Origin of the sequence: Ruminococcus sp. AM26-12LB, from assembly GCF_003480785.1 — a bacterium.
GTDB classification, from domain to species: Bacteria; Bacillota; Clostridia; order Lachnospirales; family Lachnospiraceae; genus Blautia_A; species Blautia_A fusiformis.
In genome coordinates this window covers 1-15,506 of record NZ_QUJX01000008.1, presented here as the reverse complement: position 1 = coordinate 15,506, position 15,506 = coordinate 1, and the positions used below count along the sequence as shown (strand labels likewise).

At 47.0% G+C, this 15,506-nt stretch carries 13 protein-coding genes and 2 tRNA genes; 13 read left to right on the top strand and 2 right to left on the bottom strand.

Annotated features, from left to right (window positions below; translation table 11 throughout):
* Window positions 1–92: 92 nt before the first annotated feature.
* From ftsH to DW694_RS07220, 4 genes are all read left to right on the top strand, one after another.
* A complete protein-coding gene (ftsH, locus tag DW694_RS07235; protein ID WP_021651517.1) occupies window positions 93–2,231 on the top strand; it encodes an ATP-dependent zinc metalloprotease FtsH in 2,139 nt (712 codons plus the stop codon).
* A gap of 72 nt (window positions 2,232–2,303) precedes the next feature.
* On the top strand, window positions 2,304–4,151 hold the full coding sequence (gene uvrC / locus DW694_RS07230) for an excinuclease ABC subunit UvrC (RefSeq protein WP_118752773.1): 1,848 nt from the start codon (window positions 2,304–2,306) through the stop codon (window positions 4,149–4,151).
* Window positions 4,152–4,261: 110 nt separating this feature from the next.
* A complete protein-coding gene (gene hprK, locus DW694_RS07225; RefSeq protein WP_021651515.1) occupies window positions 4,262–5,209 on the top strand; it encodes an HPr(Ser) kinase/phosphatase in 948 nt (315 codons plus the stop codon).
* 13 nt (window positions 5,210–5,222) lie between these two features.
* On the top strand, window positions 5,223–6,158 hold the full coding sequence (locus DW694_RS07220) for an ROK family glucokinase (protein ID WP_021651514.1): 936 nt from the start codon (window positions 5,223–5,225) through the stop codon (window positions 6,156–6,158).
* A gap of 177 nt (window positions 6,159–6,335) precedes the next feature.
* On the opposite strand, the gene DW694_RS07215 is transcribed toward DW694_RS07220, so the two are convergent.
* Complete coding sequence (locus DW694_RS07215; RefSeq protein ID WP_118752772.1) at window positions 6,336–8,972, bottom strand: PBP1A family penicillin-binding protein; 2,637 nt, start codon at window positions 8,970–8,972, stop codon at window positions 6,336–6,338.
* Between the two features lie 178 nt (window positions 8,973–9,150).
* Between DW694_RS07215 and DW694_RS07210 the strand changes: the two genes are divergently transcribed.
* On the top strand, window positions 9,151–9,807 hold the full coding sequence (locus DW694_RS07210) for a YigZ family protein (RefSeq protein ID WP_022426677.1): 657 nt from the start codon (window positions 9,151–9,153) through the stop codon (window positions 9,805–9,807).
* Window positions 9,808–9,911: 104 nt separating this feature from the next.
* Here the strand turns inward: DW694_RS07210 and DW694_RS07205 are convergent, their stop codons facing one another.
* Window positions 9,912–10,430: a peptidylprolyl isomerase gene (locus tag DW694_RS07205; protein ID WP_021651510.1), complete on the bottom strand. Its 519-nt coding sequence runs from the start codon at window positions 10,428–10,430 to the stop codon at window positions 9,912–9,914.
* A gap of 93 nt (window positions 10,431–10,523) precedes the next feature.
* Between DW694_RS07205 and tsaE the strand changes: the two genes are divergently transcribed.
* From tsaE to DW694_RS07165, 8 genes are all read left to right on the top strand, one after another.
* On the top strand, window positions 10,524–10,964 hold the full coding sequence (tsaE, locus tag DW694_RS07200) for a tRNA (adenosine(37)-N6)-threonylcarbamoyltransferase complex ATPase subunit type 1 TsaE (protein WP_015525922.1): 441 nt from the start codon (window positions 10,524–10,526) through the stop codon (window positions 10,962–10,964).
* Window positions 10,961–11,686, top strand: a complete 726-nt coding sequence (gene tsaB / locus DW694_RS07195; protein WP_021651509.1) for a tRNA (adenosine(37)-N6)-threonylcarbamoyltransferase complex dimerization subunit type 1 TsaB — start codon at window positions 10,961–10,963, stop codon at window positions 11,684–11,686. The genes tsaE and tsaB overlap by 4 nt, the downstream gene beginning before the upstream one ends.
* Complete coding sequence (gene rimI, locus DW694_RS07190) at window positions 11,683–12,126, top strand: ribosomal protein S18-alanine N-acetyltransferase (protein ID WP_118752771.1); 444 nt, start codon at window positions 11,683–11,685, stop codon at window positions 12,124–12,126. Before tsaB ends, rimI begins: the two co-directional genes overlap by 4 nt.
* 77 nt (window positions 12,127–12,203) lie before the next feature.
* Window positions 12,204–13,115 carry a ribonuclease Z gene (locus DW694_RS07185; RefSeq protein ID WP_118752818.1) on the top strand — a complete coding sequence of 304 codons (912 nt, stop codon included), beginning with the start codon at window positions 12,204–12,206 and terminating at the stop codon, window positions 13,113–13,115.
* A 4-nt stretch (window positions 13,116–13,119) separates the two neighbouring features.
* Complete coding sequence (tsaD, locus tag DW694_RS07180) at window positions 13,120–14,139, top strand: tRNA (adenosine(37)-N6)-threonylcarbamoyltransferase complex transferase subunit TsaD (protein WP_015525918.1); 1,020 nt, start codon at window positions 13,120–13,122, stop codon at window positions 14,137–14,139.
* Window positions 14,140–14,160: 21 nt separating this feature from the next.
* A complete protein-coding gene (gene ispD / locus DW694_RS07175; protein WP_059086829.1) occupies window positions 14,161–14,865 on the top strand; it encodes a 2-C-methyl-D-erythritol 4-phosphate cytidylyltransferase in 705 nt (234 codons plus the stop codon).
* A 190-nt stretch (window positions 14,866–15,055) separates the two neighbouring features.
* A tRNA-Ser gene (locus DW694_RS07170) sits at window positions 15,056–15,141 on the top strand.
* A 138-nt stretch (window positions 15,142–15,279) separates the two neighbouring features.
* A tRNA-Ser gene (locus DW694_RS07165) sits at window positions 15,280–15,368 on the top strand.
* The last annotated feature ends 138 nt before the right edge of the window (window positions 15,369–15,506 follow it).

Sequence of the window (15,506 nt, the reverse complement as noted above, 5' to 3'; positions counted from 1 at the left end):
GCGGTGTTTTTTCGATGGTATTTTTGTAATCTCGCAGTTGATTTATATGGTTTTTCTCTTTATAATAAAGAAATGACAAGAGGAGGAAAAAAATGAATAATCAACTGAATAATGATCAGGACGGGAAGCGACCTGACAACAAAGATCCCAGGCAGGGATCAGGTAAAAATCATCAGTCGATTCTGGCTTTTCTGATATGCCTCCTGGTCACACTGGTGTGCTTCGCGTTGTTTACCAATATGCTGAAGGATAACAGCAGTGAGATCTCCTATGATAAATTTATCGATATGGTGGATAAGGACCAGGTTAAGGAAGTAACGATCCAGTCCAGTACATTGACGATCGTACCCAAGAAAAAGAATTCCAAGTACGAGGATATGAGCTATTACACCACGAAGACCGAAGACAGTACAGCACTTACCAAGAGACTGGAAGGAAAGGGAATCAAGTTTGAGACTGATCCGCCGGATGTTTTTGGTGAGTTTGTTGCAATGATCCTGAGCGTGGTTCTGCCGACACTGCTTCTGTTCGGACTTCTGATGTTCTCCATGCGCCGCATGAACAAAGGCGGCGGGATCATGGGCATGGGCGTAGGCAAGAGCAAAGCCAAGGCATATGTGCAGCAGGAAACGGGCGTTTCCTTTAAGGATGTGGCAGGTCAGGATGAAGCCAAGGAATCTCTCCAGGAAGTTGTGGATTTTCTTCACAACCCCGGAAAATACACAGCCATCGGAGCCAAGCTGCCTAAGGGCGCACTTCTTGTAGGCCCTCCGGGAACCGGTAAGACATTACTTGCCAAGGCAGTTGCAGGTGAAGCGCAGGTACCGTTCTTCTCTCTTTCCGGCTCGGAATTTGTGGAGATGTTTGTGGGCGTGGGTGCCTCACGTGTCCGTGACCTTTTCGAGGAAGCCAAGAAGAATGCTCCATGTATCGTATTTATCGATGAGATCGATGCCATTGGTAAAAGCCGTGATTCCCGCTATGGCGGCGGAAATGATGAGCGTGAGCAGACATTGAACCAGCTGCTTGCGGAGATGGATGGCTTTGATACATCCAAGGGACTTTTGATCCTTGCTGCGACCAACAGACCGGAGGTTCTTGATCCGGCTCTTCTCCGTCCGGGACGTTTTGACAGACGTGTGATCGTTGACAGACCGGATCTTAAAGGAAGGGTGGATATCCTGAAGGTACATGCCAAGAACGTGCTTCTGGATGACACCGTTGATTTTGAAGCTATTGCACTTGCAACTTCCGGTGCGGTAGGTTCTGATCTTGCCAATATGATCAATGAGGCTGCGATCCTTGCAGTCAAGAAGGGACGTAAAGCTGTATCACAGAAGGACTTGGAAGAATCCGTAGAGGTAGTTCTGGTGGGAAAAGAGAAGAAGGACCGTATCTTAAGCAAACAGGAACGCCGGATCGTATCCTACCATGAAGTCGGACACGCACTGGTAAATGCACTCCAGAAGGATGCGGAGCCTGTACAGAAGATCACCATCGTACCCCGTACCATGGGAGCCCTGGGTTACGTTATGCAGGTACCTGAGGAAGAAAAATATCTCAACACCAAGAAAGAGCTGGAAGCTATGCTGGTAGGTTATCTTGGCGGACGTGCTGCAGAGGAGATCGTTTTTGACACAGTCACTACAGGTGCTGCCAATGATATTGAGCAGGCTACCAAGGTGGCCAGAGCCATGATCACACAGTATGGTATGTCTGAGAAGTTCGGACTGATGGGACTTGCCACACAGGAGAACCAGTATCTCAGCGGAAGAGCAGTTTTAAACTGTGGTGATGATACCGCAACAGAGATCGATCATGAGGTGATGAAGCTTCTCCACCATTCCTATGAGGAAGCCAAGAGGATCCTTGGAAGTCACAGAACAGAGATGGATAAGATCGCGGAATATCTGATCCGCAAGGAAACCATTACAGGCAAAGAGTTCATGAAGATCCTCCGTGCAGTTCAGCAGGGCCTGGATATCCCGGAGAATCTGGATGATCTGGTACTTTCCGAGGATGAAAAAGAAGTGTCCAATAAACAGGATATTGAAATGATTGCGGAAAATAACGAGGCTGCAAAAAGTACAGAATCGGTTCAGTTCAGACCGGAGATATCCGGACAGGAACTGACAGAGGATATGCAGGCACCGGAGAAAACAGAAGAATCTGCTCAGACAACAGATAGCGATCATGCAGAAACAGAAGAAAAGCCGGGATCACAGGCATAAAACAGATCATAAGAAAACCGGGAGAAATCCCGGTTTTCTTATTACTGTAATAGTAAAACAGGAGAATAAAGTATGTTCATAATCGAGGAAGAATTAAAGAAGCTTCCGGCAAAACCGGGAGTTTATATCATGCATGGCGAGAAAGATGAGATCATCTATGTGGGAAAAGCCATAAGCCTTAAGAATCGTGTGCGCCAGTATTTCCAGAGCAGTCGTAATAAAGGTGCCAAGATTGAACGGATGGTTACACATATTACCAGATTTGAGTACATTATTACGGATTCGGAGCTGGAAGCCCTTGTGCTGGAGTGTAATCTTATCAAGGAACATCGTCCGAAATATAATACCATGCTCAAAGATGACAAGAGCTATCCGTTTATTAAGGTGACAGTTCATGAGCCATACCCGAGAGTGCTTTTTGCCAGGAGAATGAAAAAGGACAAGGCAAAATATTTTGGCCCCTATACAAGCGGCGGAGCAGTAAAGGACGTGATCGAACTGGTGCGAAAGCTGTATCAGGTGCGCTCCTGCAACCGCAGTCTTCCGAGAGATACCGGAAAGGACCGGCCCTGTCTGTACTATCATATGAAACAGTGCAAGGCACCCTGCCAGGGATATGTCAGCCAGGAAGAATACCGGAAGAATATCAATAAGGTGATCAAATTTCTGAATGGAGATTTTCAGGACGCCATTAGTGAGCTGATGGAAAAAATGCAGAAAGCTTCGGAGGAAATGCGCTACGAAGATGCTATGGAATACCGGGACCTGATCAGCAGTATCCGGAAGATCGGGGAACGGCAGAAGATCACCGGCTACGGGCAGGAAGACAGGGACATCATTGCAGTAGCCATGGATGACAGTGAAGACCTCAGGGATCAGGATGCGGTTGTCCAGGTGTTTTTTATCCGGGATGGCAGGCTGATCGGCAGAGATCATTTTTATCTCCGTGTGGCAAAAGGTGATACAAAGGCGCAGGTCCTTTCAAGCTTTCTGAAACAGTTTTATGCGGGAACGCCATTTATCCCATCTGAGATCATGCTGCAGAGTGAGATCGAAGATGTAGATATCATAGAGGAGTGGCTGTCAGGAAGGAGAAAGCAGAAGGTACACATTCGGGTCCCGAAGAAGGGAACCAAGGAAAAGCTGGTAGAACTTGCCCTGGAAAATGCCCGTATGGTACTTGCCAAGGATAGAGAACGGATCAGGCGGGAGGAAGGACGAACCATCGGAGCTGTTCACGAGGTGGAAGAATGGCTGGGCTTGAAAAATGTGGTGCGCATGGAAGCCTATGATATTTCAAATATCAGTGGCTTTGAGTCTGTGGGATCCATGGTAGTCTATGAAAAAGGACGTCCCAAACGCAGTGATTACCGTAAGTTCAAGATCAAATGGGTACAGGGACCCAACGATTATGCCAGCATGGAAGAGGTTCTGACCCGAAGATTCACTCATGAGAGTAACGGAGAATTTGACAGCTTTGCAAGGCTTCCGGATCTGATCCTGATGGATGGTGGAAGAGGGCAGGTAAATATCGCTCTGAAGGTGTTGAATGAGCTTGGGATAAGCATCCCGGTCTGCGGTATGGTCAAGGATGATCATCATCGGACGAGAGGCCTGTATTTCAACAATGTGGAGATTCCTATTGACACATCCGGCGAAGGCTTCCGTCTGATCACCAGGATCCAGGATGAAGCCCATCGGTTTGCCATTGAATACCATCGTTCCCTCAGGAGCAGGGAACAGGTCCATTCTATCCTGGATGATATCCCGGGGATCGGTGATACCAGGAGGAAAGCCCTTCTGCGTAAATTTAAATCTGTGGAAAATATCCGGGATGCATCGGAGAAAGAACTGGCACAGACAGAGAGCATGAATGCCAGAAGCGCCCGTCAGGTCTATGAATTTTTTCATAAATCCTGATGCTGCATTGCAGTTTCAGCAGTGATTGTGTATAATTAAAGATAAGGTGTCTCACGCCTCGGTAAAACGGCAGTGAGAATGCAAACTTTCAGCGAAAAGGAGACAAAAGTATGAAGGGTGTACAGTTGACAAAGATGGTACAGGAACTGGAGCTTAATAATCTGACTCCGGAGATCGACCTGTCAGGCATCGTGATCAAGACTGCGGAGATCAACAGACCTGCGCTTCAGCTTACCGGATATCTGGAGCATTTTGCCAATGAACGAGTTCAGATCATCGGATATGTAGAGTATACGTATCTGATGCAGCTTAATGAGGAGGAGAGACGTTTTAAATATGAACGTTTCATTTCCAGCAAGATCCCATGTGTTATTTTCAGTACCATGACTCGTCCGTCTCAGGACATGATCGATCTGGCTGTTAAATATAATGTTCCGACATTCGTGACAGAAAGAACAACTTCCAGTTTTATGGCAGAGATCATCCGTTGGCTGGGCGTGCAGCTTGCACCATGTATTTCTATTCATGGTGTGCTGGTTGATGTTTACGGCGAGGGAATCCTGATCACAGGTGAGAGCGGTATCGGTAAGAGTGAGGCAGCCCTGGAGCTGATCAAGAGAGGTCATCGTCTTGTCAGTGATGATGTTGTTGAGATCCGTAAGGTCAGTGACGTAACACTGGTGGGATCTGCGCCGGATATCACACGTCACTTTATCGAACTTCGTGGTATCGGTATCATCGATGTAAAAACACTGTTCGGTGTTGAGAGCGTTAAGGATACCCAGTCTATCGATCTCGTGATCAAGCTTGAGGAGTGGGACAGAGACAAGGAATACGATCGTCTTGGACTGCATGAGGAGTATACAGAGTACCTTGGAAATAAGGTAGTATGCCATTCTCTTCCGATCCGTCCGGGCCGTAACCTGGCGATCATCGTTGAGGCAGCGGCTGTCAATCACAGACAGAAGAAGATGGGATACAATGCGGCAGAGGCTCTGTACAAGCGTGTACAGGCAAATCTTGCGAAAAAAAGAGAAAATCCGGATGACGAAGAATAAGAGAGGGTAAGAAATGGGAACATATTGTTTTGGAATCGATGTAGGTGGAACAACTGTAAAATGCGGACTTTTCCGTACGGATGGTACTCTTGTTGAGAAATGGGAGATTCCAACCCGTAAAGAAAACAATGGAGATCAGATCCTTCCTGATGTGGCAGCAGCAGTAAATGCCAAGATGGAAGAAAAGGGTATCTCCAAAGAGGAGGTGGAAGGCGTCGGGATCGGTGTTCCGGGACCGGTAAACTCCAAAGGCGAAGTATCACGTGCAGTAAATCTCTTCTGGGGATATAAGAACGTTGTGGGAGAGATGGAAGAACTTACAGGTCTTCATGCGGAAGCTGGAAATGACGCCAATGTAGCGGCATTGGGAGAGGCATGGAAGGGTGCTGCAGCAGGCTCCTCCGATGTGATCATGGTCACACTTGGAACAGGTGTAGGCGGTGGTATCATTGTTGATGGAAAGATCGTGACCGGACATCACGGAGCTGGCGGTGAGATCGGACATGCCAATGTGGATCATCATGAAACAGAATCCTGCAACTGCGGAAACAGGGGCTGTCTGGAACAGTATGCTTCTGCGACCGGAATTGTCCGCATGGCAAAAAAAGAGCTTGCAGCTTCCGGTGAGAACAGTGTTCTCAGAGATGCCGAAGAGATTTCAGCAAAAGCAGTTCTGGACGCATTTAAGGAGAATGATCCGGTAGCTGTAGCAACCATGGAAAAGGTCGGAGAGCAGCTGGGTGGTGCTCTTGCCATTATTTGCTGTGTGACAGATCCGGAGACCATTGTTATCGGCGGAGGAGTTTCCAAGGCCGGACAGCCGCTTATTGACTGTATCCGGAAATATTACAGAGAGTATGCTTTTGAATCCTGCAAGGATACTCCTATCGTGATCGCGACACTTGGCAATGATGCAGGAATCTACGGTGCAGCCAAGATGGTACTTTAACCGAACCAGGGAAGTACCCTGCTTCAATTGCGAAAAGTAATAAGCGGTGGGTGGGACTTGCCTGAACTGATAAACTGCGAGACAGTAAGAAGTTATTAAAAGTAAAAAAAGTGGTTTCCATATTTCAGGAAACCACTTTTTTTATATGTTGTTTATGAAAGATACCTATAATGGAGATCATTCATAATATTCTACCGGATCTTCGCCGGTGTCATCGCCACCGGTATCATTGCTGTTATCATAGCTGCCGTCATCACCACCGGTGTTGTCGTCTGTTCCGGAATTGTCAGTATCATCACCGGTATTATCGGAACCGTCATCGGAATTGTCAGTATTGTCAGTGTCGGTGCTGTCAGTACTGTCCGGAGCTGCGCTTGGAATCGCTTCAGCTGCTGCATCGGTATCGGCGTCCGTATCTTCGTTATAATAATAGTCCTCTTCATCGTAATCGCTGCTGCCGTAGAAATGCTGATCACAGTATTCGGTGGGAAGACTGGAGATATCAAAATACTCTGTGATAGTCGGGCATCCGGATCTTGGAAGAAGACCGGTTTCTGCGCAGACACTGGCTTTTTCCACACTGGAAGGCATATCGAAATCTCTGTCCTCCAGGCCCTCGTGGATACGGGTCATAACCTTTTTCCAGAGGTTTTTGTGGAAGTTACGGGCATCTTCCGGAATTTTTTCGTTGTTGTCATAGCCGGACCATACTGCACAGGTATAGTACGGTGTGTAGCCTACGAACCACAGGTCATTGTAGTCCTCTGTAGTACCTGTTTTTCCGGCTACAGTCATATTGTCCAGCTGGCAGGCGGTACCGGTACCTTTTTTTACAACGTCTTCCATGGCGCTTGTAAGAAGATAAGCGGTACTGTCTTTGATCACAGATCTGGAAACGGAGGAGTTCTCGATCAGAACATTTCCGTCATGATCAAGGATCTGTGTATAATAGATCGGTTTGATATAGTTCCCGCCATTAGCAATGGCTGCATATGCAGCACAAAGTTCCACGTTCTTGACACCTTTGGTGATACCGCCAAGAGCAGTAGCCAGGTTGGCGTCACTCCAGATATTTCCGTTGGCATCTTTATCTGCCTCAGTTCCGTGAGCTAGTGTGGTGAAACCGAAATCATCCAGATATTTAAGGCCGAGAGCCGGGGTAACCTGCTCCAGGCATTTAACAGCTACAACGTTGATGGAATTCTGGATCGCTTTGCGGATGGTGGTCTCGCCGCCGTAGCTTCTTGAGGCGTTGTTGACAGGAGATCCGTCCGGGTATTCGTAAGGCTCATCCATAAAGGTTGTAGCAAGTGTATCGCCTTTTTCGTTCAAAGCAGGTGCATAGGTGGAAACGATCTTAAAGGTAGAACCAGGCTGTCTGGTCGTATCAGTGGCACGGTTCAGGGTCAGGCTGGCTGTTTTTTCGCCACGGCCTCCGATCAGGGCTTTTACGTAACCGGTATGCTGGTCAATGACAGTCATGGAAGACTGTGGCTGTGGCGCAAAGTTTACACGCTCAGATACTACGGTGCTTCCGTCTGCCAGGATGTTAGCCTTGTACTGATCCACATACTGCTGACCTTCCTCGGGAGAATCAAAGAGAAGATCAAATTCCGGATCCTGATCACGGAAATACAGCTGCAGCATTTCTTTGCTGTAGTTTGTCTGTTTTCCATCCGGGCTTTGTACAGTCAGTGCATAATCCAGTTCATACTGAACATTGGCCGGATAGTTATCAGGGTTTGCATATTCCTCATCAAGGATCTGCTGCATGTTGGAATCCAGGGTTGTCATAATCTTCAGACCACCGCTGTAAAGAAGATTGGTAGCCTGTGTCTTGGTATATCCTTTAATGTTCATCAGGTCGCTGATGACCTGATTGGTAACCTCATCTTCGAAATACGTGTAAACGGTACTTTCTTCTTCGGTGTTCTCAAGCTGTGCGGCCTGGATACGGGAATAAACGTCATCATTCAGTGCTGCATTATATTCATCCTGTGAGATGTAATTCTGATCCAGCATGTGATCCAGGACTTCCTTCCGTCTCTTGGAGTTTGCTTTTGGATTGGTGATCGGATTGAATTTGGTAGGGTTCTGTGTGATGCCGGCAAGGGTGGCACATTCAGAAAGGTTCAGATCCCATACGTCTTTGTTAAAGTATTTTTTGGAAGCGGCCTGTACACCGTAGGAACCTGCACCCAGGTTAATGGTATTCAGGTAATTCTCAAGAATCACATTTTTGTCATATTTTTTTTCAATCTGTACCGCAAGGTACTGCTCCTGGAACTTACGTGTGAAACGTTCCAGCTGTGTGGATTCGTTGGTCCAGTCAGTGAAAACATTATTCTTCAGAAGCTGCTGTGTGATGGTACTGGCACCCTCGGAAAAGTTACCGGTGGTGATCGCCTTCATTGCGGCACGTGCGATACCGCGGACATCAATACCGTTATGTTCATAAAAACGCTCATCCTCAATGGCTACCACTGCATGCTGCAGACTGACCGGGATCTGGTCCAGGGAGACCGGAAGACGGTTGGATGTAGGGGCTGAAAGCTGTCGCATCTGTGTTCCCTGGTCATCATACAGGAAGGTTGCATATCCGAGAGGTGAAATATCCACATCGTTGACGTCAGGTGCTCCGGCGATCACGCCCCGGAAGGAGCCGATACCAAGGCAGACAACCATGACGCAGACTGCGATCAGAGCTGTAAATAAAACCCGGATAAACGAAACGTGTGCTCTTTTTTCCAGCATGGAAGTACGGGAGATCAGAGCATTCCGCTTCTTGGAAGTGGATCTTTTTCCGTAGTTCATAATATTCCTCCTTTATAATCCGTTTCATTATAACAAATATGGAAAGCCAAATAAAGCCTTAAAAAAAATTTCACAATTCATGATATCTTATACATTGTGCAATGAAGATAATTATTATACAATAAAGAAAACTCTGCCTGAAACAGAGGGTTGGATATAGATAACGGAGGCGTAAACCATGCTGGAACATTATAAAACCATATACGAAGGCGGCGAAGGCGAACTTGTGGAAAAAAAATCCCGTTTCATCGCAACCGTCCGTCCTGTGGAAACAGAAGAAGAGGCCCTTGCCTTTATCGAAGAAATGAAAAAAAAATACTGGGATGCACGTCATAACTGCTATGTATATTCCGTAGGGATGAACCGGGAAGCCACCCGCTGCAGTGATGACGGAGAACCATCCGGAACAGCCGGAAGGCCTATGCTGGATGTGCTTCTGGGAGCCGGGATCTATAATGCGGCCATTGTGGTGACCAGATATTTTGGAGGTGTCCTTCTTGGGACAGGAGGGCTTGTGCGGGCATATTCCGGTGCAGTCCAGGCAGGACTGGCGGCAAGTACCGTCATTGAGAAGCATCATGGGATCTCTCTTCAAGTGACGACGGATTATACAGGGATCGGAAAGATCCAGTATATCGCAGGAGAAAGAAGTTTGCCGATCCTGGATTCCGAATATACCGACAAGGTTGTCCTGAAGCTTCTTGTGCCGGATGATCAGGTCGAAGAGGTGAAGAAGGCGATCACAGAAGGAACAAACGGAAGAGCCGGACTTGAGAAGGATGCAGAACTGTATTTTGCGAAAGTAAACGGAGAAGTGAAGACCTTCGAAAAGTAAAAGAAAAGAGAATGTCAGTATAAAAATACCCCGGGAAGAGGGCTGATGATCTGCGTTACAGTCTGCTCTTCGCGGGGCTTTTTTATTTTAGAAAATTATTTCTGTCAGCATTTCTCCGGTTCCGGATAATCCACACCAAAGGTATCAACAGTCATGGAGCTGATCTTCTGCTCGTCAAGAGGACGGTCACTGTAGTCCGTGTCTGTCTCTGCGATAGCATTTACAACATCCATACCCTCAATGATCTGACCGAATGCAGCATAGCTTCCGTCAAGATGCGGAGCAGCCTTGTGCATGATAAAGAACTGGCTTCCGGCAGAGTTCGGATTCATGGCTCTTGCCATGGAGAGAACACCTGGTGTATGCTTCAGGTCGTTTTTGAAACGGTTCTGGGAGAACTCACCCTTGATGCTGTATCCCGGGCCACCCATACCGGTTCCGTCCGGGCATCCGCCCTGGATCATAAAGCCGTTGATGACACGGTGGAAGATCAGGCCGTCATAAAAGCCTTTTTTTACAAGGCTGATGAAGTTATTTACTGTGTTCGGGGCAACTTCCGGATATAATTCCGCTTTCATTACATCGCCATTATCCATTGTGATGGTAACGATAGGATTTGCCATAGTTTTCGCACTCCTTTTCAAAAAGTATTGTATTTCGCTGTTCGCTCTATTATAATATGCAAAGAATAATTGTGCAAGAAAAAGGTGGAAAATATGGTCATAGAAACGCATGATCCTGAGGAAACATTCGAGGTCGGAAGGACGATCGGAATGAATGCGAAGCCGGGACAGATCTACACACTGACAGGCGATCTGGGAGTTGGAAAAACCGTGTTCACACAGGGAGTGGCAGCAGGTCTTGGAATTACAGAACCTGTAAACAGCCCTACGTTTACCATTATCCAGGAATATGAAGACGGACGTCTGCCATTTTATCATTTTGATGTATATCGTATCGGGGATCTGGAAGAAATGGAAGAGATCGGATACGATGATTATTTTTTCGGGCAGGGAATCTGTCTGATCGAATGGGCGGAACTCATTGAGGAGATCCTGCCGGAAAAAAGGATCGAAGTTACCATTGAAAAAGATCTTGAGAAGGGCTTTGAATACAGAAAGATCACCATTGAGGAGAGAGGAGAAAAGACAGAATGAGAGTTTTGGCACTGGACAGTTCCGGAATCGTGGCATCCGTAGCCGTTGTGGAGGACGATACACTGGTAGCGGAATATACAGTTAATTATAAGAAAACACATTCCCAGACTCTTCTTCCCATGCTGGATGAGATCGTGAAGATGACAGAGCTGGATCTGAAGACGATTGACGCTATTGCGGTAGCCAAGGGACCGGGCTCTTTTACCGGACTCCGTATTGGCTCTGCCACAGCCAAGGGACTTGGACTTGCCCTTGACAAACCACTGGTCGGGATTCCGACTGTGGAGGCACTGGCCTATAATCTCTATGATGTAAAGGGACTGATCTGTCCGATCATGGATGCCAGAAGAAAGCAGGTTTATACGGGAATCTATCGTTACGAGGATCACAGGCTCATGACGGTAAAGGATCAGATGGCAGTGGGAATTGAGGAGCTTCTTTCCATGTTGAATGAGATGGGAGAAGCCGTAACATTCCTCGGAGACGGAGTCCCGGTATTTAAAGATATCATCGCAGATAAGCTTACTGTACCGTTTTCTTTTGCACCGGCCCATCTTTCCAGACAGAGAGCAGGTGCTGTAGGTGCACTTGGTGTCCTTTATTATAAAGAAGGCAGAACCGAGACAGCGGCTGAGCACAAACCGGATTATCTCCGTGTTTCACAGGCTGAACGGGAGCGTGCCCAGAAACTGAAAAAAGGATCAGAAGGGGAAAACGCATGATCTTAAGAGAAATGCTTGTGGATGATCTGGATCAGGTTATGGAGATCGAAGAGGAACTTTTTTCAGTCCCCTGGACAAAAGAGGGATTTCTGACATTTCTTATGAAAGAGAATGGGATGTTTCTTGTTGTGGAAGAAAAGGGCCGGATCCTGGGATATTGTGGTCTTCTTACGGTGCTGGATGAGGGGGATGTGACCAATGTGGCTGTCCGCAGAGACCGTCAGAGAGAGGGAATCGGAAATTTCCTTATGGAAAGTATGATCCGTCTGGCAGAAGAGCGTGGGATCACCATGATCCATCTGGAGGTCCGGGCAGGAAATGAGACTGCGATCCGGCTTTATGAACGTCAGGGATTTGTGCGAGATGGCCTGCGAAAGGGATACTATACAGATCCCACAGAGGATGCTGTTCTTATGACACGCACCGCAGCTTCTGAATAGGCTTACCCGGGAGAGGTACTTGTCTGTACGGGATAAGTATGCTAAACTTTGCCACAGAACAGGAAAAGAGGAAAAATATGTTAGATGTTTGTTTACTTGGCTGCGGAGGAATGATGCCGCTGCCACGCAGATGGCTTACCGCACTGATGACCCGTTATAATGGCAGCAGTCTGATGATCGATTGCGGGGAAGGCACTCAGGTGGCCATTAAAGAAAAGGGCTGGAGCTTCAAGCCTATTGATGTGATCTGTTTTACCCATTATCATGGGGATCATATCAGCGGACTTCCGGGACTCCTTTTGACTATGGGAAATGCAGACCGCACAGAACCGCTGACTCTGGTAGGCCCAAGAGGACTGGAACGTGTGGTAAGCGCACTTCGTGTGATCGCACCGGAGCTGCCCTTTGAAATTAAATTTATCGAGATCACGAAACCGGAGGAGGTTCTGGAACTGAACGGTTACCGGATCACTGCATTTCGGGTGAACCATAATGTTACCTGCTATGGATATACCCTTGAGATCCTGCGCCAGGGAAAATTTTCTCCTGACAGTGCCAGTGCACATGAGATCCCGCTGAAATTCTGGAATCCGCTGCAGAAGGGACAGACTGTGGAGGATGAAGGAAGGATCTACACACCGGATATGGTGCTTGGTCCGCCAAGAAAAGGGATCAAGCTTACCTATACCACAGATACCAGACCGACAGAGTCTATTTTACGTAATGCAAAAGATTCCGATCTTTTTATCTGTGAGGGAATGTACGGTGAAGATGACAAGATCGAAAAGGCAAAAGGCTACAAACACATGACGTTTCGTGAAGCGGCCACTCTTGCCCGTGATGCGGAAGTGGGGGAAATGTGGCTGACCCATTACAGCCCTTCTCTGGTACGTCCGGATGATTACATGGATACAGTACGTGAGATCTTTCCGAAGGCATGGCCGGGAAAAGACGGGAAGAGTGTGGAACTGAATTTTGAAGAGGATTGAAAAAATGAAAGATACATTAATTCTTGGTATTGAGAGCTCCTGTGATGAAACGGCAGCTTCCGTTGTAAAAAATGGAAGGACTGTCTTATCAAACGTGATTTCCTCACAGATCGAGATCCATAAACTGTACGGAGGTGTTGTACCGGAGATCGCCTCCAGAAATCATATAGAAAGGATCAACCAGGTCATCCAGGAAGCGCTGGACGAGGCAAATGTCACTCTGGATGATATTGATGCTATCGGTGTAACCTATGGACCGGGGCTTGTCGGTGCACTTCTTGTAGGTGTGGCAGAAGCCAAGGCTATTGCCTATGCAAGAAACCTGCCACTGGTAGGCGTGCATCATATAGAAGGCCATGTTTCTGCCAATTATATTGAGCATCCGGATCTGGAACCGCCGTTTCTCTGTGCCATTGTATCCGGTGGACACACCCATCTTGTTATTGTGAAGGACTACGGCCAGTTTGAGATCCTGGGCCGAACCAGAGACGATGCGGCAGGTGAGGCATTTGATAAGGTTGCACGTGCCATTGGGCTGGGATATCCGGGAGGACCGAAGATCGATAAGCTGGCAAAGGAAGGAAATCCGGACGCTATCGAGTTTCCACGTGCAAAAATCGGCGAAAATCCATATGATTTCAGCTTCAGCGGCGTGAAGTCCGCAGTTCTTAATTATTTAAACGGGGCAAAAATGAAAGGTGAGGAAGTAAACCGTGCAGATATCGCGGCATCCTTCCAGAAGGCGGTTGTTGACGTACTGGTAGAGCATACCATGCAGGCAGCAGCTGATTTTGGCATGAAAAAGGTTGCCATTGCAGGAGGTGTTGCTTCCAACGGAGCACTTCGCACTGCTATGGAAAAAGCATGTACAGAACGTGGATACAAATTTTACCGTCCGTCACCGATCTTCTGTACGGATAACGCAGCGATGATCGGTGTGGCAGCTTACTATGAATATATCAGGGGAACACGCCACAGCTGGGATCTGAATGCGGTTCCGAACCTGAAGCTTGGCGAAAGATAAAAGAATCCGGGGTAATTGATCATGGGAGAGTGCAGAAATACAGCTATTGTCCTGGCAGCAGGCCAGGGAAAGAGAATGCACAGCAAAATACAGAAGCAGTTTATGGAGCTTGACGGGATGCCGGTGCTCTGTTATTCTCTGCGCTGTTTTCAGGAAAGTCCGCTGATCAGGGATGTGATCCTGGTAACAGGGGAGGAGTATGTTTTCTGGTGCAAAGAAGAAATCGTGGAAAAATATGGTTTTACAAAGATTTCTGCTGTAGTATCCGGCGGAAAAGAACGGTACGATTCTGTTTATGAAGGACTTCGTGCGTGTAAAGACACAGAGTATGTGCTGATCCATGACGGTGCCAGACCATTTATTGATCATGGGATCATTGAAAGAGGACTTATGGCAGCAGCACAGACAGGTGCCAGTGTTACAGGCATGCCTTCCAAGGATACAGTTAAGATCGCAGATGAGGATGGGAATGTCAGTGAAACTCCGGATCGCAGCAGTGTATGGATCGTCCAGACTCCGCAGATCTTTCAGTACCCACTGATCTATGGCGCATATACCAGCATTCGGCAGAAGGAAATGACAGGAATTACAGATGATGCCATGGTTGCAGAACATGAGACCGGGGTGAAGATCCGCTTTTCAGAAGGTTCTTATCGCAATATCAAGATCACAACACCGGAAGATCTGGTGGTTGCGGAGGCATTTTTGAAGGAAAACAGAGAGTAGAATAGAGAGTAGAACAGAGAGTAGAACAGGGTGAAAATCCCGGTAAATATGGACATATAGCAGAAATTGAAGCTATATGTCCAATTTTTTGAAAAAAATATCAAATTTGTTATTGACAGGGGAGATATTTGATGATAGAATACAACATGCGCTGACAAAACAGCACAAAAAATGTTGAAAAACATTATATGGAGAGATATCGAAGTGGTCATAACGAGGCGGTCTTGAAAACCGTTTGTCCGCAAGGGCGCGTGGGTTCGAATCCCACTCTCTCCGTTTGTCAAATACAGAATAAAAACTTTTTAAAAAAGTTAAAAAAGTACTTGACAACATAAAAGATACGAGATATAATATCACCTGTCGCTGAGAACGGCAGAGATAAATATCGGAACTACTTAGTAAGTAGGGCAATTTGGAGAAGTACCCAAGCTGGCCGAAGGGGCTCCCCTGGAAAGGGAGTAGGTCGTTAACGCGGCGCGAGGGTTCAAATCCCTCCTTCTCCGTTTTGATTTTTTTGAAGACTAAATACTTCAAAAAAATTAAAAAAAGTTCTTGACAAGCAGTTGAGAATGAGATAAAATGAACAAGCTGTCCGAGAGACAGACACAACAAACCTTGATAACTAAACAGTGAAACACATA